This window comes from Marinobacterium arenosum (assembly GCF_019795155.1).
Lineage (GTDB): Bacteria > Pseudomonadota > Gammaproteobacteria > Pseudomonadales > Balneatricaceae > Marinobacterium_C > Marinobacterium_C arenosum.
This window is the reverse complement of the sequence record NZ_JAILYN010000013.1, coordinates 18,242-42,173: the sequence shown is the minus strand read 5'-3', so window position 1 is coordinate 42,173 and position 23,932 is coordinate 18,242. Positions and strand designations below refer to the sequence as shown.

The following is a 23,932-nucleotide window of genomic DNA, read 5'->3' as shown; positions in this document are numbered from 1 at the left end:
TTGTTTTGTGAAGGCATCGATGCGTACACAGTTCTCTTTTCGCTCACTGCTGTTGTGGCTGGCCGGTTCGATCCTGCTGGCGGGTTGCGCGTCGGTCGAACCGCAGGCGGTCAAGCCGCTGTCGGAGCGGGACCTGGAAGATCGCCATCTGACCGGCACGGTACCCGAGCCTGTCGCGGCGGGCGATGAGATTCCGGCGCTGGCCACCAGTGATGTCTACCTGCCGCCGCCGCAACAGGCCGAGCCTCTGGAGCTGTACACCGTCACCGCCAGCGATGTGCCGGTACGGGAACTGCTGTTCTCGCTGGCGCGCGATGCCCGGTTGGAGCTGGATATCTATGATGGCGTGCAGGGCAATGTCACCATTAATGCCATCGATCAGACTCTGCCGAAGATCCTCAAGCGGATTACCGACCAGACCGGGCTGGTGTTCGAATTGCTCGATACCCACCTGGTGGTGCGTCAGGATAAACCGTACTGGCGTACCTACGAGATCGACTACCTGAACGTGCAGCGCGAAGTGGACAGCAATGTGGTGCTGAACATGGCGGTATCGTCCGGGCCCAGCGGTGACGATTCCGGTAATGCCACCAGCTCGCAGACCCAGGTGACCACCAAGTCGCAGACCGATTTCTGGAAGACCATGACCCAGAACATCCTCAGCCTGGTGGCCAGCGCCAAGGCCGAGCGCAACAAGCAGGCTGCGGCGATGGCCGAGCCGGTTGCTGCGGCGCCGGTGGCGGAGAGCATCGCCAGCACTCAGGATGCCGAGACCACCGACGATATGGTGGTTAACAAGGAAGCGGGGGTCGTTTCCGTATATGCCGACAGCAAGACCCAGGAACAGATCCAGGCCTACCTGGACCGGGTGATGTACCGGGTCAAGAAGGAGGTGCTGATCGAAGCCACCATCGTCGAGGTCGAGCTGTACGACGAGTTCAAGTCGGGGGTCGACTGGACCGCGATCAGCCGTAGCGGCAAGCTCAAGCTCAACCAGTCGCTGATCGGTAATAACTTTTCCGACGTCAGCTCCGGGGTGATCGGTACGGTGCTGTCACCGGATGGGCTCAACAGTGCCACCGCCCCCGGTAATGCCGGCACCGCCGGCTTCTTCGGCGGCGGCGACCTGTCCTTCAGCCTGGAGTGGATTCAGCGCTACGGCGATACCAAGGTGCTGTCCAGCCCGAAGATCATGGCGATCAACAACCAGACCGCACTGCTGAAAGTGGTCGACAACTTCGTCTACTTCGGCCTCGAGGTGGAGCGGGACGAAGGTACCGACGGCGAGCCGGATACCATCACCTTCAGCTCGGAACTGCGTACCGTGCCGGTCGGCCTGATCATGAGCGTAACGCCGTTTATCAGCAGCACCGACGAGGTCACCCTCAGCGTGCGCCCGACCATCTCGCGCATCATCGGTTTCGTCGAAGACCCGGCGGTGGCTTTGACCGCTGCCAGCCTGTCCAATGCCGGCGATATCACCAGCGAGGTGCCGATAATCCGCGAACGTGAGATGGAAGCGGTGCTGAAGGTCCGTGACGGTCAGGTAGCGGTGATCGGTGGCCTGATGCAGGACACCGACGAAAACCTGCGTGACGGCATCCCGGGCGTCGAGAAAACGCCGTTGCTGGGCAACGCCTTCGCCTTCCAGGGCAAGGATCGACGTAAGTCCGAGCTGGTGATCTTCATCCGGCCGCTGATTGTCGAAAACCCCGATGTCGAGGGGGGTGACCTGAAAGGCTTCCAGCAGTATCTGCCTGCCCGTTCGGCCGGCAAGACCCTCAAAACCGCCCAGGAAGGCCAGGCTCCAGGTGGGGGACATCTATGAGCTTGCTGCTGGAGGCGCTGAAGAAAGCGGCGGAGGAGAAGCAGCGCCAACAGGCAAGGAGCGAACATCAACCATCCACGGAGGTTGAGGAGGACAGTGGCGGCTTCACCTTCGTATTGGACGAACCGGGTGCTGACCTCGGCGATGCAGGCCCGTCGGGCGACACGCCGGCGGCGGAGCGGCCACGTTCGGCGCTGAGATTGCAGGACGAAGCTCCACAAGTTGATCAGCCAGAGGAAACCCTGGAATCGTTGCTGTCTGACGGGCAGACGGCAAGTCAGCTGGACGAAATGCCGGAGCCAGTGGCGCCGGCGTTAACGGCCACGGACGAGCCCGCCGATGATGACGGCAGCTTCAGCTTGAGCCTGCTCGACGACGCGGAGATTGAGCGCGAGTTGGCGGCCGATCGGCCCGAGCCGGCCCTGTCGACGGTGGAAGCGCTGATTGAACCGGATGAAGCGGATTCCGAACCCTTCCCCGTTGAGGAGGCATCGCCGGTCGGCGAGTTTCAGCCGGAGGCGGCAGCGGTTGCCCCTGATACTGATAAGCCTGATGTAGAGGCCGCGGCGGTAGAGGCTTTGGCCGACCCCGCGCCGGTGCAAGCGCTGCAGACCGAAGTGCCGACGGCCGCTGCCCCCGAGGTTCCGGAGCAGCCCGGTGAAGAGGTAGCGGTTACCGAGCCGCCGCTACGCGCCAAAGAAACAGCCCGGCCGGCGGGGTTTGATCAATCTACCCGGCCGGTAGCGGACCGTATTGAAAAAAGCCGGATTGAGCAAAACCGGGTCGCGCCTGACCGGGTCGCGCCAGACCGAGTCGCGCCAGACCGGGTATTGAAAGCGATCGAGCGCACCAAGCGCCGCCGTACCATATTGCTGCTGGCACTGGGCTGGCTGACGGTGTTGGCGGCCGGTGGCTGGGGTTACCTGTCCTACCTGGAGCAGAGCGAAGACAGCAGCCGGATCATGGCGCGCTACCGGCCGCCGGTCGCCAAACCGGTGCCGGCAGAAGAGTCCGGCGGGCAGCTGCAGAGCGAGTTGCAGGCGGCACTGTCCGACGAGGAGACGGTGGCGGCGCTGGAAGCCCAGCTGGAGTTGCTGAGCAACTTCGTCGGTGAAGACGCGGTTGCCTCGGTAAAGCCGTTGCTTGATCAGCGGTTGGAGGCCGATGTTGAAGCCTCAGCGGGAGAGTCAGCTGGCGCGGCGGAAACTGACACGCCCGCGGCAGCGGCCGTACCACCTCCGGCTGAGCTGCCGGCCGCGCCGCCGGTGGATGCCGCAGTCAAGGTTACGCGGCGGATCGTGCCGAGTGGCAGTGCCGGTACGCTCGATATTCAACGCCGTAGCGAAGACTCGGCGGTGCTGCGCGCCTACCGGGCATTCCAGCAGGGCGACCTGGCACAGGCCGGCCGGCTATACCAGCAGGTGCTGAAACAGCAGCCGCGTAATCGTGATGCGGTAGTTGGCCTGGCGGCGGTGGCGGCGGCGCAGCGGCAATACCAGGAAGCCGCCGATTACTACCGGCTGCTGCTGGAGTACGACCCGTCCGACCGGCAGGCGTTCGAAGGGCTGATTGCGCTGCCGGGCCAGGCGTACGACCCGGTCGAACTGGAATCCAAGTTGAAGGTGTTCCTGTCGCGCTTCCCGGACAGCGCCCGCGCCCAGCAGGCACTGGGCCAGCTGATGGCCGGCCAGCAGCGCTGGTATGAGGCGCAACAGGCGTATTTCAACGCCTACACGGCGGACAAGAGCAACGCCAACTATGCGCTGAACCTGGCGGTCAGCCTGGACCACCTGCGCAAGTACCCGCAGGCGCTGCAATACTACCGGACCGCATTGCAGCTGGCCGGCGAGCGCACGGCCATCGACCGCCAGGCGATCCAGAAGCGTATCGAAACCCTTGAGAAGACAGGCAGGTAGTTGTCATGGCACAGCCGAAACGACTGGGTGACCAGCTACTCGAAAAAGGGATTATCAACCAGGACCAGTTGGAGATTGCGCTCTACGAGCAGCGTCGCAGCGGCAAGCGGCTCGGCGAGGTGTTGTTCTCGCTCGGCTTCCTGACCCCCGAGCAGCTGCAGGAGAGTGTCAGTGAATCGGTCGGCGTCAGCTCGCTGGACCTGACCAGCATCGTGCCCGACGCCGAAGCGCTGGCGTTGCTGGACGAGCGTTTCGCGCGCAGCTACAAAGTGCTGCCGATCGACTACGACAAAGAGCTGAAGCGGATCCGCGTTGCCGCCGTCAATCCGGACGACATCATGCTGGTGGACCGACTGCGCCGCCAGATCGGTGCCGGTATCAGCGTGGTGCCGGTGCTGGCCAACGAGCGCGATATCGGCGATGCGATCGACCAGTACTACGGCTACGAGCTGTCGATCGAAGGGATCCTCAAGGAGCTGGAGTCCGGCGAGATCAACCTCGACACCACCGGCCTGGACGAGTACGCCCAACCGATGGTGCGCTTGGTGGACAGTTTGCTGACCGATGCGGTCAAGCGGGGCGCCTCCGATATCCATTTCGAACCGGAGGAGTTCTTCGTTCGCATCCGTTACCGGATCGACGGCGTATTGCGCCAGGTGCGGTTGCTGCAGAAGGGATTCTGGTCGGCGATGCTGGTGCGCCTGAAGGTGATCTCCCATATGGATATCGCCGAGTCGCGGCTGCCGCAGGACGGCCGCATCGGCCTGACGGTGTCGGGCCGCAAGATCGATTTCCGTGCCTCATCGCAGCCGACCAGCCACGGCGAGAACTTCGTATTGCGTATTCTCGACCGTGAGAAGGGGATCGTGCCGCTGGACAAACTGGACCTGGACCCGGAATCGCACGACCAGGTACGGCTGATGATCTCCCGGCCGACCGGCATCACCATTGTCACCGGGCCGACCGGCTCCGGTAAGACCACCACCCTGTACTCGATCCTCAACGAGCTGAACAAGGTGGACGTGAATATCATGACCCTGGAGGACCCGGTCGAGTACCCGATGACCATGATCCGCCAGACCAGTATCAACGAGGCCGCCGGTATGGACTTCGCCGCCGGTATCCGCTCGCTGATGCGACAGGACCCGGACATCATCCTGCTCGGCGAGATCCGTGACCAGGAGACCGCCGAGATGGCGGTGCGGGCGGCGATGACCGGCCATAAGGTGTTCGCCACCCTGCATGCCAACTCGGCGATGGGGGCGATCCCGCGGCTGCTGGATATCGGCATCAAGCCGACCATCCTCAGCACCAATATCGCCGGTATCGTCGCCCAGCGTCTGGTGCGCCGGTTGTGCGAGCACTGTAAGAAACCGCACCCGGCCGAGCCGTTCGAGCGTCAGCTGCTCGGCGTCGGTGATAGCGAACCGCTCGACCTCTACGAGCCGGACGGTTGCGACTACTGCAACCTGACCGGCTACCGTGGCCGGGTGGCGATCATGGAGACGGTGCGTTTCGACAGCGAGATGGACGATATGCTGATTCAGCAGGCCTCCTACAAGGAGCTGCAGGATGTCGCCAACCGCAAGGGATTCTTCTCGCTGGCCGACGCCGGGATTCGCCGGGTGCTGCGCGGCGAGACCTCGCTGGACGAACTGGGCCGGGTGGTCGACCTGACCGACCGGTTGATGTGAGCGCGCCGTGAAGAGCTATAAGTACACCGGTATCAGCCGTAACGGCGAACGGATCCGCGGCAGTGCCCGCGCCACCTCGGAGACCGAGTTGGAACTGCGCCTGGCGCGCTCCGATATCGATATCATCGACCTGCGCGAGGAGCGCCAGCTCAGTCTGGGGCTGGGCCGTAAGCGGGTGCCGCTGAAGGAGCTGGTGTCGCTGACCCTGCAGCTGCAGCAGCTGCTCAGCTCAGGCCTGTCGCTGATGGATGTACTGAACGACCTGGCCGAGTCGACCGAGAACCCGCACCTGCAGGAGATCGTCAGCGATATCCACGAGCAGATGGAGGGCGGCCGCAGCTTCTCCCAGGCGCTGGAGGCGCACCCGCGGGTGTTCGACCAGGTCTACGTGCATCTGGTGCGGGTCGGCGAGGAGAGCGGCAACCTGGAGCATACCCTGGCCCAGCTGGCCGATATGAAGAAGTGGCAGGACGAGTTGCAGGCCAAGGCCAAGAAGATCATGGTCTATCCCAGCATCCTGCTGCTGATGATCAGCGGCGTGTTCATCTTCATGATGACCTTCGTGGTGCCGGAGATCGTGACCTTCGTACAGGATATGGGCGGTGAGATCGGCGGTATGACCAAGGCGCTGATCGCCACTTCCAACTACATGGTCGACTACTGGTACACCCTGTTCCTGGTGCCGATGGCGCTCTATTTCGGTCTCAAGTTCATGCTTGGCCGCTCGGAGGCGTTCCAGATGGTTTGGGACCGGTTCAAGCTCAGAGTTCCGTTGTTCGGGCCGATCATCCGCAAGATCAAGCTGGCCCGCATGGCCAACACCATAGCGGTGATGTACGCCTCCGGCATCTCGTTGCCGGACACCCTGAAGATGGTCCGCAACGTGCTGGACAACTCGGTATTGGAGCGGGCGATGGACCGGGTCAGCCTGTTCCTCAACGAGGGCCGCTCGGTGCATGAGAGCTTCCAGCTGACCAACGAGTTTCCGTCGCTGGTGGTCAAGATGGTCAAGGTCGGTGAGAACTCCGGCAAGATGGACGAAGCGATGCTGAATATCAGCTACTTCTATGACCGCGAAGCCAAGGAGGCGATCGACCGGATCGAGCCGGCGATCGAGCCGTTGCTGACCCTGGCGATGGCGATCATCATCGGCTGGGTGATGATGGCGGTACTGGGCCCGATCTACGACATTATCACCAAGATTTAGCGGGCGGTCGCGGATCGGTGGTCCAGCTGTAGCAGCCGGTCGCGGTCGGAGCCCGCTGCTACGGGACTTGTACTTGTGGCAGCCCGCTCCGAGGGCGACATCTTGGCGTTGTGCCATCCCGTCGCGGTCAGAGCCCGCTGCTCGGGGCTTGTGCTTGTAGCAGCCCGCTCCGAGGGCGATATCTTGGCGTTGTGCCCGCCGGTCGCGGTCGGAACCCGCTGCTCGGGACTTGTGCTTGTAGCAGCCCGCTCCGAGGGCGATATCTTGGCATTGTGCCCGCCGGTCGGTCGGAACCCGCTGCTCGGGGCTTGTGCTTGTAGCAGCCCGCTCCGAGGGCGATATCTGGGCGTTATGCCAGCCTGTCGCGGTCGGAACCCGCTGCTCGGGGCTTGTGCTTGTAGCAGCCCGCTCTGAGGGCGACATCTTGGCATTGTGCCAGCCTGTCGCGGTCGGAGCCCGCTGCTACGGGGCTTGTGGTTGTAGCAGCCCGCTCCGAGGGCGACACCTGGGAGCTATGCCAGCCTGTCGCGGTCGGAGCCCGCTGCTACGGGACTTGTACTTGTGGCAGCCCGCTCCGAGGGCGACATCTTGGCGTTATGCCATCCCGTCGCGGTCGGAGCCCGCTGCTCGGGGCTTGTACTTGTAGCAGCCCGCTCCGAGGGCGATATCTGGGCGTTATGCCAGCCTGTCGCGGTCGGAGCCCGCTGCTCGGGGCTTGTGCTTGTAGCAGCCCGCTCCGAGGGCGACTTGGGCGTTATGCCAGCCGGTCGCGGTCGGAGCCCGCTGCTACGGGACTTGTACTTGTAGCAGCCCGCTCCGAGGGCGACACCTGGGAGCTATGCCAGCCTGTCGCGGTCGGAGCCCGCTGCTCGGGGCTTGTGCTTGTAGCAGCCCGCTCCGAGGGCGACATCTTGGCATTGTGCCAGCCTGTCGCGGTCGGAGCCCGCTGCTACAGGGATTAGGTTAATGAAAAACAAAAGAGAAAGAGTCGGCCGTTGAAACTGATCCTCGTCCTGTCCAACCACCAGCTCGACGTTGTCGTGATCGACAAGGGCACGGTGCTGCGTGCGCAGACGCTGGACTATCCGCTGGCGGATGGCGAACTGGCACAGCTGTTCGACGGCTTGCCGGCGGATACCGCCACCTATCTGGTGCTGAACCTGATCGAAGAGGAGCGCTTCGAGCAGCGAGTCGCCAAGGTGATGCCCTGGGAGCAGGACAAGCTGTTCGAACGGGTGCTGCGCCGCCGGCTGGGCAACAACTCGCAGGTCTATTCCCGCTGGAGCGGTCGGGCCACCAACGCCGAAGGCAAGCGGGAGCTGATCGCCCAGGTGGTCAGCATTGCCGACAGCGGCGAGCTCGCTCCACTGCTCGACCATCTGACGGCACTGGGTATCAACCTGAAAGGGGTTTACTCGCAGGCCGAGCTGCTGGCGGCGTTCCGCTATGGCCGCGGCAAGGCGCCGCGCAAAAAGGCGGGCGATGCGGAGATCTTGCTTGCCTGCAGCGGGCCGGGCCACTACCAGCAGCTGCTGATCCTGGATGGCTATGTCCGGCTCAGCCGACAGGTACTGCTGGCCAGTGACGATCTGGAAGCGCTGCAGGCCGAACAACGCAGTTTCGAGCGCTTCATCATGGTGCAGCGGCTGGTGCCCTATGGCCAGCAGTTCAGCTACCAGCTGATCGCCGCCGACGAAGACGCCGCGCTGCGGTTACGGCCGTTCCTGAGCAACGACCGGGAAGCGGCGGCGGCCAGCCGGTTCACCGCCGCCGATGGCCTGCTGAAGGGCGAACAGGAACTGAGCCAACACAACCCGGCACTGGCATTGATCGTCGATGGCCTCGCCAGACACGCGCCGAAGACCCACTTCAAGCCGGCCTGCCTGGCGCAGAACGTTAAAAAACGCGGTGCCGTGGCCCTGCTCTGGACGCTGACCGGTCTGTTGACTCTAGCCGGTCTGCTGCAGTTGGCCAGTCTGGCAACCCACGCGTACAGCCGCTGGACATTGACCGGCGAGATGGCGCGGGCCGAGCACCAGTACCTGGCCCAGGCCCGCCGCTACGAAGCTCAGATCAACTTGCCGGCGCGGGCCGAGGATATTCAGGACAGCACTGAGTTCGTCGACAAACTGCTGGCGATGAAGCAACAACCGGGGATGCGGGAGGCGTTTGTAGAAATTGGCCGGGTGCTGGCGCGTTATCCCGCTCTGACGTTGCTGGAGTTGCGCTGGAAGCTGGCCGAGTTCGGAGATCCCTCGCGGCAGAAAGTCCGCTTGACTCTGCAGCTTAAGCCTGCGGATCAGAAGCTGAGCGAGTTATCGTCGATGGTGGATCGCTTTCTGGTCGAGTTGAAACAAAGTCCTATGGTCCATGAGATCGAACGTGGCAAGTTGCCGATCGATAGATCGGCAACCGATAGCATCAAGTTCGATAGCAAGGAGCTGGTAAAAGAAGCCTACGAGTTTGACGTGCGCATCAAGATGGGGGGCGGTTATGCGAAAGCTGGCTGAGAGGTTCCGCCATCAACCTTTACTGCTGCCGGGCGTGTGTCTGCTGCTGGCCGTTCTGTTTCTGGCTGGTGGTTATCTATTGTCCGGATGGGTGGATGAACAGGTGGAGCGTCAGTACCAGATGCAACAACGCAGGCTGAGCAGTGCACAGCAGCGACTGAAAATCTCCCAGCGCCAGGTGGATATTGCCGATGAATACCTGGCCCGCTTCAACGCTTACCGCTCGAAGCAGCTGTTGGGAGAAACTGATCGACTGCAGTGGTCGGATCGCTTGATAAACCTGGGCCAACGGCTGGAGCTTAAAAACCTGGAATTCGATTTCAGTGGCAGACGTGCCTTGGAAAAAGAACAGGCTCGCCATTTTGATGTAGATCAAAAAATATACAATGCCTTTGAGCTGAAGCTGGATTTCCAGCTGCAACATGAGGGAGACCTGTTCAATATGCTGAATATGATCGACCGTTATATCAGTCCAATGGCGATTCTGGATTACTGCAAACTACAAAGCTTGCTGGGTGACCAGCCAACGGTCGAACTAAGGGATGAAGGCAACCTGAAAGCGTACTGCAAACTACAGGTGCTGGAAGCTTTACCGAGGCAACGTGATCATGGCTGAGTTAGCTAAGCGGTTGCCTCTGATTTTGTGCCTGCCGCTATTGCTGCAGGTATTTCCCGTCGTGGCCGAGGGGCCGACTCTGGGACGGTTGTTTACCACCCCGGCTCAGCGGGTCGAGATCGATCGTCAGCGTCAGCAAGGAGAGGTCCGTGAGGTCTCGCCAGCGGTGATTATCAACGAGGTGATTGGCTCAAAACCGGATATCCAATTTAACGGTGCGGCAATTCGCAGTAATGGTGATCAGGTTATCTGGCTGAACGGCGTCGCGAAAACCGCCGGTCAATGGCAGCTGGCGTGGGAAGAGCTGGCGCTGACTGCGATTCGAGCGGACAAAGGCTCCCTGCAGCTGCTGGCCGACGGGCGCTGGTTTACCCTCAGGCCCAATCAGGTATTGGACCGGGCCAGCATGACGGTAATCGAAGGCCATGAGTACAAGCCCTCTAAACCGGAGCCGGCTCTGCTGTCACCGTTGGCAGAGTCTCAGAGTGAGTCAGTGGCTCCAGAAGAAGCTCCGTCCGGTGGTGAGGCAAGCAATAAATCAGCTGGCAAGTTACTGCGTGACATTCGCGAAACCCAGGCGTCGATTAGCCTGAAACCTTGAACAGGAGGCGATGATGAGAAGCAAACAACAGGGATATGTTCTGCTGGTCATCCTGGCGCTGATGATGGCCGGCGGGGCTGGCTATTTTGTATCGACCGTCAATGAAACGGCGATCCAGAGCGAAGCGGGCCGCAACAAGGATATTCTGAAGCAGCTGCGTAATGCGCGCGACCGATTGCTCACTTATGCGGCGACCCATCCGGAAGTTTACGGCGACACGACTCCAACGCCAGGTCCAGGCTACTTTCCTTGTCCAGACCAGGACAATAATCGCTGGACTGATGGCTCATGCTCCGATGAGGTCGCTATCGGCCGGTTACCTGAAAAAATAGGGAGCCGCGGCGTAAACTTTTTACCAGAGGGGCTAGATAGACAACTGGTCTGGTATGCGTTGGATAGCAACTACTCCTATCAAGGGGGCGACAGCCGTTGTGATGCGCCCATGTCAAATAAAGACCCTATCGATCGATGTGAGCCATTAAATCATGATGCACCATCCAGTCGAATCACTCTGAATGGGAAGAGCGATTATGTTGCCCTGCTGTTTTATGCCGGAATGGCTCAAGGCGGGCAGGACCGCGGTACTTCCAACGATGTGACTGATTTCCTTGATGGTGGCAATGCCGATGGTGACGGTGATTTTTTCTCGGTTCAGGCCGGCAACGATATAAACGATTTGGTGGTGGGAATCACCAAGGCAGAGTGGTTGGCGTTGATGCGCAAGCGGCTTGTTCAAGATATTAGCGATAATGGCGGCTGCGATGGGGGGCTTGCCGACACCGATCATTGGTTTTCACGTAACCAATGGGCTGATGACTCTGTGATATCGGGCCGCTGCAACGGGGGGAGTGACCCAGACCCAGACCCAGACGATAGCGAGAAGAGTGAATCCAGCGAGAAGAGCGGTAAGAAAAACGGTAAGGGTAATAACGGAAAGCACAATGGCTGGTAATGTGTGCTTCTACAGGAACCTTGCCCAAATATTGCGGAGTCGATTCAGGTCTGCTTTCTTACCGAGTATTAATCAGATAAGAGACAGCCACCGTGCAGAACGTATTTTCTAGTAAGGCACACAGGTCGCAGCAATTTGGCTTCACGCTGGTCGAGGTAGCGATTGTACTGGTGGTGCTCTCAGTTCTTACCGCATCCGCAGTGGTTGGTTTCAGTGGATTCTCCGATACTCTGCGCAGCAAAGCGACTGGTCGTTATCTTGAGCAGGCTCGAAAAGCACTTGAAAATCATATTGCAGTAAACAGCTATTTGCCTTGCCCGGACATTGACGGTGATGGGGTGGAGGATCGTGGCGGCAGCGCCGTCTGCGCTAGTGCTTATGGGGACTTGCCGTACATCAACCTGGGCCTGGAGCGGCTGACTCCCTGGGATGATGTCGCCTTTTATGCGGTCAGTGACAATGCTGACGATTTCCAGTGTGGCGACAATCCGGAAGAGTCAGAGGTCTGCTATTTCGAAGATACCAATGCACCGGCTTTCGATCTGTCCACCGAACCCGTTACTGATGTACCAGACGCAGACAACCTCCAAGTGAGAAGTACGGCGGATGCTGGGGCTGGAGAAACTGACAATATTGCTGTCGGACTGGTGGTTGTTATTGGTAGCTATGGCAAGAATGCGGCGATCACCCGTGCCGACTGTGCAGCCATCAGTAATGAGGATGAAAACGAAAACTGCAATGACGATCGAACCTTCGTGTTGCATACCCAACAACGGCCAACAGATACCGATAGCGGATTCGATGATCAACTGGTCTGGCTGGATGCCGGCGAGGTGAAGCTGCTATGGCTTGATACTAGTGGCGACGGAGGTGATTCGGGGGATGGCGGCCAGGGCGGTGATGGTGGCAGTGCCGGTAGTGGTCATGATGAAAGTTCAGATCCGGATGCCAATGATCCGGGCAATGTTCCCGACAGTTGCGATGGTATCTCTGGCTGTATATCCGATGGTGATGGCACCGATGGAGACGACACGATCGTATCCGGGACCGGTAAGGACAATATCGATGCCGGGGCCGGCGATGACAAAGTCTACTCCGGCGAGGGGAAGGATGTTGTATCAGGTGGTGCCGGCAATGACCTGATTGTGGGCGGAAATGCCAAGGATACCCTTAGTGGTGGTGCGGACGATGACACGCTTTACGGCGGCAAAGGCAAAGATACCCTCAAGGGAGACGACGGCAACGATACACTCTATGGCGGTGAGGATAACGACGATCTGTTTGGTGGTAACGGTGATGATCTGATCTATGGTGGCGCCGATAACGACGAACTCTGGGGAGATGCGGGCTCAGATAAGATGTATGGTGGAGAGGGCAGCGATTATTTCTACCATCAGTCAGGTGATAGTGGCGACTTGGACACCATCGACGGTGGAGGTGGCACCGATACCATAGAGTTTACCGATAATGACTTGGGGGACTTTTCCGTAAAGGTGAATGGAGAGGTCGTAAGTCCAATTGATGGTGAATATGTCTTCGGCGAGAGCACCTCGGGTGAAATCTACAATGAGAACGGCGATAAAGTGATCACGTTCTCTAACATAGAGCGTATCGAGTAATGGACGTGAATTATGGCTGATTCCAACCTTATCGATAAAGCAAAGCTGTACCACAGAGCATACCGATCGCGCGGTTTCACTTTGGTCGAGCTGGCGATCGTACTGGTGATTATCTCGGCGCTGATGGCCACTACCCTGGTCGGTTTAAGTGGCTTTGTCGATTCGGGAAAAACCAAGGCTACGCAGACTTACCTGCAGGAGGCGCGTACCGCTTTGCTGAACTATGCCGCCGTCAATGGCTTTCTGCTCTGCCCGGATACCGATGACGATGGTATGGAAGATCGTGGTGATACCAACGGAGGCGAGTGTGAAGCGGATAACGGAGGCCTGCCATACAGCGACCTGGGGTTGGAGCGACTGACCCCTTGGGATCGGGTGGCTTTCTATGCAATAGATACCGATGTGGATACCACTGCCTGCACCGATGGCGGGCAGAAGTCCTGCTTTTTCGAATCCACCAATGTGTTGGCCTTTAATCGTACCACGCCACCGGTTAGTAGTGACGGCAATAACTTCAGTCTGCAGGTAAATGATCGCGATGGAAATCTGGCTGGCCGGCATATCCTGGCGGTGATCGGCAGCTACGGTAAGAACAGCGCAATTACCGAGAGTAACTGCAACAGCGCCGCCAGCAATGACGAGAAGGAAAACTGCGACGGAGATGCGGTTTTTGTGATGGATACACCGACCGAGACTTTCGATGATCAGCTGATCTGGATCGATGCCAATGCGGTCAAGGGGCAGGCGCTGGATGCAGGCTGGGACCTTTCAAACTAACCGCCGTGCCGTGGCGGTGCTGGAGGACGATCCGGCGCTGCGCGAGATGTGGGGCTGGGTACTGGAGGAGCAGGAGCTGGAGGTGAGCCTCTACGCCAACCCCCAGGAACTGCAGCAGGCCTGGCAACAGGGCGACAGCGCGCCGGTGTTGATGTTGGACCTTGGCCTGCCGCCGCTGCCCGACAGCCCGGAAGTAGGCTTGGCGCTGCTGGAGCAGCTGACCGAAGAGTATCCACTGCTGAAGGTGATCGTACTAACCGGGCAGAATCAGGAGGGCAATGCCTACCGTGCAGTCAGGGCGGGCGCTTTTGACTTCGTTGCCAAGCCGGTCGGTCGCGAACTGTTGCTGCAGTCGGTTGAGCGGGCCTTTATGTTTCTGCAGTCCGAAGCCCGCCTGCAGTGGGAACTGGGCACTCGCCGACTGGTACTGGATGCGCCGGTAGAGAAGGGGATGAAGGATATCCGCAACCAGGCCGAAGAGAAGCTGCTGCGCGCGGTGGTGCGGGAAACCGATTTCAATGTTCATGAGATAGCCCGCCGGCTCGGTATCAAGCGGGAAAACGTCTACTACTTGCTGAAGAAATATGGCCTTTCCCGAGATTGAGTGGTTGCTGGCGGCCAGCCTGGTGCTGTCCGGCAGCCTGCTGTTTGTTGCGGTCTGGATGCTTAACCGACGCGGCCTGCGGGCGCTGGTACTGCTGGACCGCATTTATCACCTGGATCGGCAGGTGGAGCAGGATCTGATCCTGTTCATCCAGCAGCTGTACCCGCTGCTCAATGCGGCCGGCTGCAGGGGGCTGTTTTACCGTATCCACTGGTATGGCCAGCCGATAGTCGGCGGAACCGGCCGTAAATCCCGCAATGTCCGTTCTATCAAGGAACAGAGCGACGATATCGAGCTGGAGCTGGAATTGCACTGGCCGCGGCGGGCTTCTGGCGAGGTTTGGATCTTCAACGAGGTTACCCTGCGTACCGTTCGGGCACTGATCCGGATGAATATGCTGCTGAAGCAGCAGTCCCAGCTGAATGCCCAATTACAGGCGTCGCAGCAGCAGTTGTTCCTGCGTCACGATATCAAGAACCTGGCCCAGTTCATTCAATTGCAGGGCGAGATGCTACAGCAGTCCGTCGAGGTACGGCCCGACGATCCATTGTTACAACGGCTGCAGAAATCTTCAGCCCTGGCGGCTCGCCAGGCGGACAAGGTGCTGCTCCGATTGCAGGAACCTGTGGAACCTGACGAAGGCTCAACAGAAGAAACGCTTGAGCTGGCCGAATGCTGTCGTGATCGGGCCCAGGCATTCGGCGTGGAACTGAGTTTAAGTGGCAGTCTGCAGTTGGCGTTGCCGCGCCCGGTGGTCGATACCCTGCTCGATAACCTGCTCAGCAACAGCGTCAAGCATGGCCAGGGAAGTGTTATTTCGGTTGAGCTCACGCAGGAACCGAATTATTCAGTAGCCCGTTTTTTTCAGCACTGCGCCGGCGGTTGTGACGATACACTACCAAGGCTCTTCGAGCCCTTTGTCAGCAGTAGTGAGCAGCCGGGCAGCGGAATCGGTCTGTATCATTGTCGCACCCTGTTGAAACGCTATGGTGGAACCCTCAGTGCCAACTGCGTGGATGATCAACTCTGCTTCGAACTGCGGTTGCCGGATACGGTAAAAAGTTCGTAATACAGTCTCTCCCATACAGCGGTTAAAATTTGACGCCTCGTCAGGGTGTGGATGTATTTGCCATTGTCGGCTACCGGGAGTCCGCTCCTAGTCTATCTATAACCTGTTGAAAGTAAGGGCTTTGCTGGCTGGCCGCAGACAGCTTGATAGAAAAGCACAGTGTTAACTGCTGAGAAGCTGCCGAAAATCGGTTGGCCGGATGCTGTGTTTCGCGGTTCGTCTACTGCATAATTTTGCGCCAACAGTTGCGCAAGATCAGTAACGACGGGTGCTCTACGGGTATCCTGTTGTAAAAGAAATATACTCTTGGCCGCTACCGTCGTTAGCGGTTACCGTAATACCAAATTCAATGAATCGGGCCTAGACGCCGAACTGTTTGATGGAGAAGTGGATGATGAAGAAACAGCTGCAGCGTGGCTTTACGCTGGTGGAGATTGCCATAGTCCTGGTTATTATCGGCCTGCTGCTGGGCGGTGCTCTGAAAGGCCAGGAGATGATCCAGAACGCTAAGATCAAGAACATCAAGCGTGACTTCGATCAGTATGTGGCGGCGTTCTACAGCTATCAGGATCGTTACCGTACATTGGCAGGGGATGATGCCGCCGCAGATACCCACGTGGGTGGTACAAAACCGGCAGCTAACAAAGCTGGTAATGGATTTATTGATACTGGAGCTTGGGACACGGATTTAGCTGCCTCTGACGCTAATGAATCAGGCTTGTTCTGGGAGCATATTCGTGCCGCTGGGTTGATTTCTGGTTCTGGCGCAAACCTGCCTACCAACGCAATGGGGGGCAAGGTCGGTATCGGTTATGGTCTGGTTAGTCTGACGAATAGCCATGTTTTCTGCTTCAGTGGTATTGAGGCTGAAACCGCAGTAATTCTTGACGCTTCCTATGATGATGGTGATGCAAAGACAGGCGCGGTTCGAGGAATTGGTGGTGATAATGGCGCGCTCACAGATAAATCAGACTATACTGGTAACTACAAAAACCAGCTCTGTTTCCAGATTTAATCTTGTAGAAGTGATAAAAAACCCGGCCTAAGCCGGGTTTTTATTTTTTTGCTGATTTTTGTAAGTACTGGCCAGTAAAGAAAATATACTCTTTCCAATCCAGCTACGACTATAGTCAAATGACGGTTCGTCAATCTTGTATTGAAGAGCTGTCAGGATGCATATCAAAAAAAGCGAGCAGGGGTTTACGCTGGTCGAGATAGCAATCGTTCTGGTGATTATCGGCCTGTTATTGGGCGGTTCGATCAAGGGCTACGAGCTGATCGAAAGTGTCAAGATCAAGCAGGTCAAGCGCTTTCACGACGAGTTCAAGGCGGCATTTTATTTTTACCAGGATATGTACCGCTACTATCCGGGCGATGACCCCGGTGCCGACCGTTTCGATGGTGTGCCCAGCAAGTACAACGGTAATGGCGACGGTGAGGTGACCGGCCATTGGAGGGGCAAGGAGAACGGTAATGAATCGGTCCTGCTCTGGTTACACCTGCGAGCGTCTGGACTGCTGTCCAACTTTGCCGATCTGTCCGATAGCCATAACCCGTTTGGTGGCGAAACACCGCGCCCGGTCAATCCGTTCGGCGGGGTGATCGGTTTTGAATACAATACCGAGCGTGATAAAAAAGGGCGGTTGAAGGAGCTGGGTATTCCGGTGCTTTGTTTCGACGGTATCGATCAGGATGTCGGTAACAAGATCGATATCGCCTACGACGATGGCGTGGCCAATACCGGCGAAGTGGTGGCGACCGAGATTCATATTAAAGAGATCGTCGACGCCTATGGGCTTAATAGAGCACTCTGCTTTAAATTTTAAGTGTTTGTTTTTATAAGCTATAGAATTTTTGGAATTTTATATAAATTGGGTGCTATTCGTCATCCTTGAATTTAACTAGACGGTTCTTTAGCATTCACCAGTATCAACCGGCGGCCATCACATTGAATCGCCAGGTAGCACAACAGGCCAAGCCAGATCATCAGGGTGCCTAACATCTCCAATACTTCTTCGAATACCCGGAACGAATGGCTGACCGCATAGCGACGCTCAATGGCGAAATGCTGCTGCAGATCGTCGTAGGCCCGTTCCATGGCGTCCAACCCCTCGATAAAGTCGAGTCCTTGCGACAGCGCCAGTATGCCGAAACCGTCCACCAGGTAACGTGTAAGCCCCAGTGGCCTGAATGCACACCACAGGAACACCAGGGCTACCAGGGCGCAGACCGCGAAAGTGGGTGCGATAAAGGTAAACCAGGAGTAGGAGGGGTTCTCCAGCAATAGACCGGTTAATCCGCCGACAGGTGACTCTCCTGCCGTCGCCATCCGTTCCAGCACATTACCGAGTTTTTCGTGCACCGAGGCATAGTCGTCGATGCCGATCCACAGGAACAGCAGCCCGACGCCCAGCCAGCCCCATCTTTGCAGGCGAGAGATCCGGTTTGTTTGAACAAACGCAATCAGCCAGGCGGTCAGGCCGACCGCTTGTGCCTGCATTGAGGAAAACCAGGTGGGCAACGACTCTTCCCGGGCGATGTTCCATAGCTGGCGGACATTGTCGCTGTTGGCGATATCACGGTAATTGAACAGGTAGTCGCCCAGCACAAACAGTGCTTGCAGGCTCAGGCTGCTTATACAGATCAGCCTTATCCAGCGTTGCAAGGGCACGGCAAGGCTATCGTTCTGTGCCGTACTTAGGTGTGCTGGTTGGTTCATGCCGGTTCCCTGGGTACTCAACCAAATAGGAGATGAAGCTATTTTATCCGCATCCTGGGCGGGGATCATTGCCGAACGGGTAATGAAAAAGAAGGCGCCAATGGGCGCCTTCTTTTACCGCAAGGAGAAAATCAAGCCACTCCGTACTCTTCCCGGTACGCCTTGATTGCGGCCAGTTCGGATTCCATGCCGCCTTTCTGTTCCAGGTACGCGATCAGGTCGTTCAGGCTGACGATGCTGATCACCGGCATGTTGTAGTCGCGCTCGACCTCCTGGATGGCGGACAGTTCGCCCTTGCCTTTCTCCTGGCGGTTCAGGGCGATCACCACGGCGGCCGGCTGGGCGTTGGCCTGCTCGATCAGGGTCATCACCTCGCGGATCGCGGTGCCGGCGGTGATCACGTCGTCGATGATCATCACTTTGCCTTCCAGCGGCGCGCCGACCAGATTGCCGCCTTCGCCGTGGTCCTTGGCTTCCTTGCGGTTGAACACGTAGGGCACGTCGCGGTCATACTGGTTGTTCATGGCTACCGCGGTGGTTGCCGCCAGCGGGATCCCTTTGTAGGCCGGGCCCAGCAGCACGTCGAAGTCGACGCCGGCATTGTCGATGGCGGCGGCGTAGAATTCGCCCAGCTTGGCCAGTGCGCGGCCGCTGTTGAACAGGCCGGCATTGAAGAAGTACGGGCTCTTGCGGCCGGACTTGAGGGTGAACTCGCCGAACCGCAGTACCTGTTGTTCAATAGCGAATTCGATAAAGTCTCTCTGGTAGTCGAGCATCAGGGTCTCCGGTTCTCGGGTTGGCAACCGCGCTATTCTAACGGCTAACGGCTGGAAAGTTACCCCGTTGGCCGGAATTGCTTCCGATAGGCTGTCAAAGGGCCCTCAGGCGAGGAATTTCGCCGCTTTCGGGGCGCAGCAATTTCCAAACCAGCGGGGTTCGCTATACAATTCCTCCCGTAAATTTACTTATATCCATTTGCGCGCTGATTGAGGTGAGAAAAGTCTGATATGCGTGTCATTACCTTCAACACCCAGGGTATTGAACAGGCGGCGGAGAGAGGGTTCTTCGACTGGATGGTTCAGCAGGATGCCGACGTAGTTTGCCTGCAGGATCTGCGCGCAAAGGAGTATCAGCTGGACGATAACCTGAAGCTGCAGCCGGAAGGCTATCACCGCTTCTTCTTCGACGCCTTCGAAGACGGTTACAGCGGCGTGGCGATCTACAGCCGGGTGATGCCGAAGGCGATCATGACCGGCATGGGCTTCGAGCTGTGCGATTTCCACGGCCGTTTCATTCAGGCTGATTTCGACAAGGTCAGCGTTGCCTCCCTGACCATCCCGTCCGGGCTGGCCAGCGACGAGGCGCAGGCGGTCAAGCGCGACTACATGCAGCAGTTCATGGGCCACCTGAAGAAGACCCTGCGCAAGCGGCGCGACTTCATCTTCGCCGGCACCTACCAGATCGCCCACCGGCCGATCGACCTGAGCAACTGGTACGTCAACCAGAAGGTCTCCGGCTTCCTGGAAGACGAGCGCGCCTGGATGGATGAAGTGCTGGGCGAGATGGGCTACGTGGACGCGTTCCGCGAGATCAACAAGGCCGAGCGCCAGTTCACCTGGTGGCCGGATTACAATCGCGCCTGGAAGCTGAACGAAGGCGCCCGGCTGGATTACCAGCTGACCACTGCCAATATCCGACCGCTGGTCAAGGATGTGCAGGTCTACCGCGAGCAGCGCTTCTCCGAGCACGCGCCGCTGACCATCGATTACGCGATCGATATCTGATCGGCTTCACATATTGACGAACCTTGTCGCTGCGAGGGCGCGCGTCCTACCCCGTTCGTGGGGGGCGCGCCCGCGTGGTCCGGCAATCCGGCGATTAACTCCATTACTTGCATCCTGGCATGATTCACGTGGGCAAAAAATTAGGCCGACCTGCTGGGCTGCCTGTTCACCTATGTCCTTCTGATGTGATGACCGGAGGTTTTGGCAAGCCTTGGTCGCCGCTGAAGAGGCTGTCGCAAAACTACTGCGCTCGGTGATACTGCGTTAAAAATCGGCTCACCTTCGCTCGCTACATTTTGCGAAACCCTCTGAAGCGCCTCCTACAGGGTGAGTGCCCGTAGGAGACTTCAAATCATTACAGATGCACCATATGGTTGTCCCAGGCCAGTGAGCTGCTCATCAGCGTCGGCAGCTTCTGCTTGCGGCCGCTGTCCAGGTCGTAGCGGTAGCAGCGGCCGTTGCCACTGCTGATCACGAACTCACCATCCCGGTCGGTGGCCGCCAGGCCGCAGCCGTCGCGTACCCGAAAACTGTCGATAAAGCGGCCGTCGCGCTGCCACAGGGTGACCAGGTCGCCGCGTGGCGAGGAGATCGCGAACAGCTCGCCGCTGCGGTCGAAGCGGGCGCTGCCGCAATACTGGCGCATCGCCAGCCGGACCGGTTCCGGCGCCTCGAGCAGCTGCAGTGGCTGGCCCTGACGGTGCAGCGCGACCAACGGCACCCGGTCCTGCTTGCCGCCCTGGTACTGCAGGGCGATCGCCACCTCACCGTGGCGGTTGATGTCGAGATGGCGGATGCTGAGCTGGTGTAGTTCGGCCGGCATGCTGACCTGCTCAAGCAACCGGCCGGAGGCGCTGTCGATATAGGCCAGGGTCGGCTGCATGCTATCCAGGTTGAGCTTCTTGCGGCCCTGCTCCGGGTGGGTCAGGATGCCGCCGTTGGCGACCACCAGGGTGCGTTGGTCCGGCAGGTAGGCCAGCTCGTGCGGGCCGATACCGTAGCTGGGGTGGTCGGCGACGGTGCGGAAATTGTCCCGGCAGTCGCGGATCACCAGCCGGCCCTCACCGCTGGGCAGGTGATTCTCGGTGGCTGCCAGCCAGCGGCCGTCGGCGGAGAAGATCCCGTGGCCGTAAAAGTGGCGCTGCGGTCCGGCCTCGATCCGCTGGATCAGTTCACCGCTCTGATAGTCGACCAGCTCGATAAAACGGTCCGGCCGGCGTGCCACCGCCATCAGCCAGGGCTCGGTCGGATGGGCGGCCACATGGTGGGCGCGGCCCGGCAGTTGGTGCTTGAGCAGCAGCTGGCCCTGGTCGTCGAACAGCGTCAGCCAGTGGTTGTTGTCGCCGTCCTGGCCGGCGGAAGCGAACCGCAAAGCCGGCGCAGCGGCCAGCGACGGCACTGCCGGCAGCAGCAGGCCGGCGCCGAGCGCCGTCAGGAACTGGCGTCGATTAATCCCCGTCACGGCTGTTGAACCCCAGTTGAATTTCGAGCGGCTGCATCGCCTGGCTGAGGGCGAAGTGCAGCGCTTTCAGTTCGTCGCTGATCAGCTGCAGCTGCTGGTAGTGCTGCGCGTCCTTCAGGGTTCGGCTGAGCGGGCTGGGCAGTTGTTCCAGCTGGCCGAGGATCAGCGTGAAGGCGTCGTCGATCTGCTGGGCCAGCGCCGCTTCGCCCTCCGCTGTCAGCAGCGCCTTGACACTGTGCTCGCCACCGCTGTTGAACAGCGCCTGCTGGGTCTGCAGGTTGATGCGGATGTTCCGCAGCGAGCGGCCGCTGCGCCAGGATTCGGCACGGCGCGGTTTCGGCTTGCTGGCCGAGCTGCCCATCGGTCGCAGCAGCTTGTTGTCGCGCACCACCTCGATCGGCTCGACCAGCGACTTGAGCAGGTCGGTGGCCGCCTCGTTGGCATCCTCGTAGTAGCCACTGCCGTTGAGCTGTTCGAACTCCTGTCTGTACTGCTGCCATTCGCTGTCGATCTCGCGGCTCATGGTGGCGACATGGCCGGTGATCGCTGCGGTCAACTGGCAGCGGAACGGCTGCTGTTGGTACTGCGCCAGAGCGTCGTCGGCGAACAGCAGCCGTTCCAGCGCCGGCAGCCCTTTGACCGCCACGCTGGCGGCGCGGAAGTGCTCGGCATCCAGCGTGGCCGGATCGGCGTTCTGCAGCAACGCCGACAGCTGCTTGCCGCCGAGGTTCTTCTTGTCGGGCCAGAACTGCAGGCTGAAGTTGCGCATCAGCAGCTCGACCGGGCCGAACTGCACGTGCTGGATCGCCTGCCAGGCGTCCATGGTCTGGTGGAAGGCCTGGCGGGTGCTGTGCAGGGTTGCCTCACTGCTGTCGCCACACAGCGCCTCGCTCTGCTGCTGCAGCTGGGCCGAGCTCTCGGCCAGCGTGCGGTAGCGCGGCAGGATGTGCTCGGCGGCGACCGCCTGGCTGAACGCTTGCCATTGCTGTTCGGTCGGTGCCGCCTGGGCGGTGAACGCCACACCTGTCAGGGCGCTGCCGGCCAGCAGGCCGGCGATGGAAATTCGGATCGGCTTGGCCATCAAAGGGACTCCAGAAAACGGATCAGGTTGGCGCGTTGCTGGCGGGGCATCTCGATCACCGCCTGTTTCATCGGCTCGGCTTCGCCGCCGTGCCAGAGGATCGCCTCCAGCAGGCTGCGCGCCCGGCCATCATGCAGGAAATAGCTGTGGTCGTTAACCGTTTCGGTCAGACCGATGCCCCATAGCGGCGGGGTGCGCCATTCGCGGCCGCTGGCCAGGAACTCCGGCCGGTGGTCGGCCAGCCCCTCGCCCATATCGTGCAGCAGCAGGTCGCTGTAGGGCCAGATCAGCTGGTTGGCCTGCTCCGGCAGGGCCGGGTTGTCGCCGGTGACATATTTCGGCGTATGGCAGCGGATACAGCCGGTCTCATAGAACACTTTCTTGCCGGCCAGCACCTGCGGATCGTCTACGTCGCGGCGCGGCGGCAGCGCCAGGTTGCGGCTGTAGAACAGGACCAGATCGGTCATCTGGCGCGAGATCTCCTGGTTGTCGTGCTGCTCGGTGTTGCCGTTCGGCGCCTGCAGGCAGAGCGGCTGGTTAACTGTGCAGTCGCCGGATGGGGCCGGACTGTCCGGGTTGGAGATGCCGATATCGCCGTTGAAGGCGCTGGTGTTCTGCTGGTTCAGGGTCGGGTTGCCCGCTTTCCAGCCGAACCGGCCCAACGCGAGCGCCTGGCGCTGCCGGTGCCAGACCTGGTTGGCGCGACCGGAGATGCCGTCGCCGTCGCGATCCTCAGGGTCCTGCTGGGCCAGGATATCGGCCTCGTCGATCGCCTCCAGCAGGCCGAGGCCGATCATCGGCGGTGCCACGCGGGGCGACAGCAGGGTCTGCGGGTGCAACGGACCGAAGCCGAGATCGGTGATGCGGTAGCTCGGCTGGCGCAGCGAGGCGGTCTCGCCATCGGACAGCTGGACCGGGATTTCGCGGTAGTCGATATGCATCCGGCCCTCGGCCGGCAGCCCCTGGATGGCGAAATCCTGCAGCTGGCCGCCGTAGGTGGGTTCCGGGATCACGCCGAGCCGCCCCTCGGCCAGTGCTTTGCGCTGAGCTTCATTCTGTGGCGGGATGCTGAGCCGCAGGAACATCGAGACCGCGGTGTCCTGCGGATAGTTGCCCTCGGGCGGGTGGCCGCGGCCATCCTTCAGGTGGCAGCGCTGGCAGGAGCGGGCGTTGTACAGCGGCCCCAGGCCATCGCTGGCGGTGGTACTGGACGGGGAGGAAACCCAGATCTTCTTGAACATGCCGTTGCCGAGCGCGAAATCGAGCCGTTTTTCGAAGCTCAGGTTGGCGCTGCTGTGCGAGAAGGCATCGGCGTTGAGCCGCTTGTCGTGGGTGGTGTCGCCCCCCTGGGCCCGTTCGCCCGCTTCGGCCTTGCTGAAATCGTTGGTGGGCGCCGGCCGGCCGGCATGGACGGGTAGGGCTGAACCGAGTAGCAGGGCGCAGAGCAGTGGCGTAGCGACCCGCTGCAATAGGGGATCTTTCATGGTGGTGCT

Annotated in this window: 20 protein-coding genes; 15 read left to right on the top strand and 5 right to left on the bottom strand. The window is 59.8% G+C overall.

Going from position 1 to position 23,932, the window contains the following annotated elements; genetic code table 11:
- The first annotated feature begins 19 nt into the window (after nt 1–19).
- The 14 genes from K6T12_RS07985 to K6T12_RS07920 all read left to right on the top strand — a co-directional run bounded on the left by K6T12_RS07985 (nt 20) and on the right by K6T12_RS07920 (nt 17,219).
- Nucleotides 20–1,828, top strand: a complete 1,809-nt coding sequence (locus K6T12_RS07985) for a pilus (MSHA type) biogenesis protein MshL (protein WP_222221233.1) — start codon at nt 20–22, stop codon at nt 1,826–1,828.
- Nucleotides 1,825–3,744 carry a tetratricopeptide repeat protein gene (locus tag K6T12_RS07980; RefSeq protein ID WP_222221231.1) on the top strand — a complete coding sequence of 640 codons (1,920 nt, stop codon included), beginning with the start codon at nt 1,825–1,827 and terminating at the stop codon, nt 3,742–3,744. The genes K6T12_RS07985 and K6T12_RS07980 overlap by 4 nt, the downstream gene beginning before the upstream one ends.
- Nucleotides 3,745–3,749: 5 nt before the next feature.
- Nucleotides 3,750–5,438 carry a GspE/PulE family protein gene (locus tag K6T12_RS07975; protein WP_222221229.1) on the top strand — a complete coding sequence of 563 codons (1,689 nt, stop codon included), beginning with the start codon at nt 3,750–3,752 and terminating at the stop codon, nt 5,436–5,438.
- Between the two features lie 7 nt (nt 5,439–5,445).
- Entirely contained in the window at nt 5,446–6,645 is a 1,200-nt protein-coding gene (locus tag K6T12_RS07970; RefSeq protein ID WP_222221227.1) for a type II secretion system F family protein, read from the top strand.
- Between the two features lie 995 nt (nt 6,646–7,640).
- Nucleotides 7,641–9,155: a hypothetical protein gene (locus tag K6T12_RS07965; RefSeq protein ID WP_222221225.1), complete on the top strand. Its 1,515-nt coding sequence runs from the start codon at nt 7,641–7,643 to the stop codon at nt 9,153–9,155.
- On the top strand, nt 9,139–9,771 hold the full coding sequence (locus tag K6T12_RS07960) for a hypothetical protein (RefSeq protein WP_222221223.1): 633 nt from the start codon (nt 9,139–9,141) through the stop codon (nt 9,769–9,771). Before K6T12_RS07965 ends, K6T12_RS07960 begins: the two co-directional genes overlap by 17 nt.
- Nucleotides 9,764–10,372, top strand: a complete 609-nt coding sequence (locus tag K6T12_RS07955) for a hypothetical protein (protein ID WP_222221221.1) — start codon at nt 9,764–9,766, stop codon at nt 10,370–10,372. Before K6T12_RS07960 ends, K6T12_RS07955 begins: the two co-directional genes overlap by 8 nt.
- A 13-nt stretch (nt 10,373–10,385) precedes the next feature.
- On the top strand, nt 10,386–11,324 hold the full coding sequence (locus K6T12_RS07950; protein ID WP_222221219.1) for a hypothetical protein: 939 nt from the start codon (nt 10,386–10,388) through the stop codon (nt 11,322–11,324).
- A gap of 92 nt (nt 11,325–11,416) precedes the next feature.
- On the top strand, nt 11,417–12,943 hold the full coding sequence (locus K6T12_RS21740) for a prepilin-type N-terminal cleavage/methylation domain-containing protein (RefSeq protein ID WP_222221217.1): 1,527 nt from the start codon (nt 11,417–11,419) through the stop codon (nt 12,941–12,943).
- 12 nt (nt 12,944–12,955) lie between these two features.
- Entirely contained in the window at nt 12,956–13,720 is a 765-nt protein-coding gene (locus K6T12_RS07940; RefSeq protein WP_222221215.1) for a type II secretion system protein, read from the top strand.
- The gene (locus K6T12_RS07935) at nt 13,695–14,324 is read left to right on the top strand and encodes a response regulator (RefSeq protein ID WP_222221213.1); all 630 of its coding nucleotides are present in this window, start codon (nt 13,695–13,697) and stop codon (nt 14,322–14,324) included. The genes K6T12_RS07940 and K6T12_RS07935 overlap by 26 nt, the downstream gene beginning before the upstream one ends.
- Entirely contained in the window at nt 14,305–15,393 is a 1,089-nt protein-coding gene (locus K6T12_RS07930) for a sensor histidine kinase (protein WP_222221211.1), read from the top strand. Before K6T12_RS07935 ends, K6T12_RS07930 begins: the two co-directional genes overlap by 20 nt.
- 391 nt (nt 15,394–15,784) lie before the next feature.
- Nucleotides 15,785–16,408 carry a type II secretion system protein gene (locus K6T12_RS07925; protein ID WP_222221209.1) on the top strand — a complete coding sequence of 208 codons (624 nt, stop codon included), beginning with the start codon at nt 15,785–15,787 and terminating at the stop codon, nt 16,406–16,408.
- A gap of 157 nt (nt 16,409–16,565) precedes the next feature.
- Entirely contained in the window at nt 16,566–17,219 is a 654-nt protein-coding gene (locus K6T12_RS07920; RefSeq protein WP_222221207.1) for a type II secretion system protein, read from the top strand.
- A 71-nt stretch (nt 17,220–17,290) separates the two neighbouring features.
- Here the strand turns inward: K6T12_RS07920 and K6T12_RS07915 are convergent, their stop codons facing one another.
- Together K6T12_RS07915 and pyrE are read right to left on the bottom strand one after the other, a co-directional pair.
- Nucleotides 17,291–18,112 carry a hypothetical protein gene (locus K6T12_RS07915; RefSeq protein WP_222221206.1) on the bottom strand — a complete coding sequence of 274 codons (822 nt, stop codon included), beginning with the start codon at nt 18,110–18,112 and terminating at the stop codon, nt 17,291–17,293.
- A gap of 131 nt (nt 18,113–18,243) precedes the next feature.
- Nucleotides 18,244–18,888, bottom strand: a complete 645-nt coding sequence (pyrE, locus tag K6T12_RS07910; protein WP_222221330.1) for an orotate phosphoribosyltransferase — start codon at nt 18,886–18,888, stop codon at nt 18,244–18,246.
- 231 nt (nt 18,889–19,119) lie between these two features.
- On the opposite strand from pyrE, the gene K6T12_RS07905 reads away from it, so the two are divergent.
- A complete protein-coding gene (locus tag K6T12_RS07905) occupies nt 19,120–19,896 on the top strand; it encodes an exodeoxyribonuclease III (protein ID WP_222221204.1) in 777 nt (258 codons plus the stop codon).
- A gap of 355 nt (nt 19,897–20,251) precedes the next feature.
- On the opposite strand, the gene K6T12_RS07900 is transcribed toward K6T12_RS07905, so the two are convergent.
- From K6T12_RS07900 to K6T12_RS07890, 3 genes are read right to left on the bottom strand one after another with little or no spacing between them, the layout of a single operon-like run.
- Entirely contained in the window at nt 20,252–21,358 is a 1,107-nt protein-coding gene (locus K6T12_RS07900; protein WP_222221202.1) for a DUF1513 domain-containing protein, read from the bottom strand.
- Nucleotides 21,345–22,439, bottom strand: coding sequence for an imelysin family protein (locus tag K6T12_RS07895; RefSeq protein WP_222221200.1), 1,095 nt, complete (start codon nt 22,437–22,439; stop codon nt 21,345–21,347). Before K6T12_RS07895 ends, K6T12_RS07900 begins: the two co-directional genes overlap by 14 nt.
- Complete coding sequence (locus K6T12_RS07890) at nt 22,439–23,923, bottom strand: di-heme oxidoreductase family protein (protein ID WP_222221198.1); 1,485 nt, start codon at nt 23,921–23,923, stop codon at nt 22,439–22,441. The genes K6T12_RS07895 and K6T12_RS07890 overlap by 1 nt, the downstream gene beginning before the upstream one ends.
- Nucleotides 23,924–23,932 lie beyond the last annotated feature (9 nt).

Excerpts from the sequence above, each read along its gene's own strand:
- K6T12_RS07985 (WP_222221233.1), top strand. The coding sequence starts at position 20 with ATGCGTACACAGTTCTCTTTTCGCTCACTGCTGTTGTGGCTGGCCGGT.
- K6T12_RS07980 (WP_222221231.1), top strand. The coding sequence starts at position 1,825 with ATGAGCTTGCTGCTGGAGGCGCTGAAGAAAGCGGCGGAGGAGAAGCAG.
- K6T12_RS07975 (WP_222221229.1), top strand. The coding sequence starts at position 3,750 with ATGGCACAGCCGAAACGACTGGGTGACCAGCTACTCGAAAAAGGGATT.
- K6T12_RS07960 (WP_222221223.1), top strand. The coding sequence starts at position 9,139 with ATGCGAAAGCTGGCTGAGAGGTTCCGCCATCAACCTTTACTGCTGCCG.
- K6T12_RS07955 (WP_222221221.1), top strand. The coding sequence starts at position 9,764 with ATGGCTGAGTTAGCTAAGCGGTTGCCTCTGATTTTGTGCCTGCCGCTA.
- K6T12_RS07950 (WP_222221219.1), top strand. The coding sequence starts at position 10,386 with ATGAGAAGCAAACAACAGGGATATGTTCTGCTGGTCATCCTGGCGCTG.
- K6T12_RS07940 (WP_222221215.1), top strand. The coding sequence starts at position 12,956 with ATGGCTGATTCCAACCTTATCGATAAAGCAAAGCTGTACCACAGAGCA.
- K6T12_RS07935 (WP_222221213.1), top strand. The coding sequence starts at position 13,695 with ATGCAGGCTGGGACCTTTCAAACTAACCGCCGTGCCGTGGCGGTGCTG.
- K6T12_RS07930 (WP_222221211.1), top strand. The coding sequence starts at position 14,305 with ATGGCCTTTCCCGAGATTGAGTGGTTGCTGGCGGCCAGCCTGGTGCTG.
- K6T12_RS07925 (WP_222221209.1), top strand. The coding sequence starts at position 15,785 with ATGATGAAGAAACAGCTGCAGCGTGGCTTTACGCTGGTGGAGATTGCC.
- K6T12_RS07920 (WP_222221207.1), top strand. The coding sequence starts at position 16,566 with ATGCATATCAAAAAAAGCGAGCAGGGGTTTACGCTGGTCGAGATAGCA.
- K6T12_RS07915 (WP_222221206.1), bottom strand. The coding sequence starts at position 18,112 with ATGAACCAACCAGCACACCTAAGTACGGCACAGAACGATAGCCTTGCC.
- pyrE (WP_222221330.1), bottom strand. The coding sequence starts at position 18,888 with ATGCTCGACTACCAGAGAGACTTTATCGAATTCGCTATTGAACAACAG.
- K6T12_RS07905 (WP_222221204.1), top strand. The coding sequence starts at position 19,120 with ATGCGTGTCATTACCTTCAACACCCAGGGTATTGAACAGGCGGCGGAG.
- K6T12_RS07895 (WP_222221200.1), bottom strand. The coding sequence starts at position 22,439 with ATGGCCAAGCCGATCCGAATTTCCATCGCCGGCCTGCTGGCCGGCAGC.
- K6T12_RS07890 (WP_222221198.1), bottom strand. The coding sequence starts at position 23,923 with ATGAAAGATCCCCTATTGCAGCGGGTCGCTACGCCACTGCTCTGCGCC.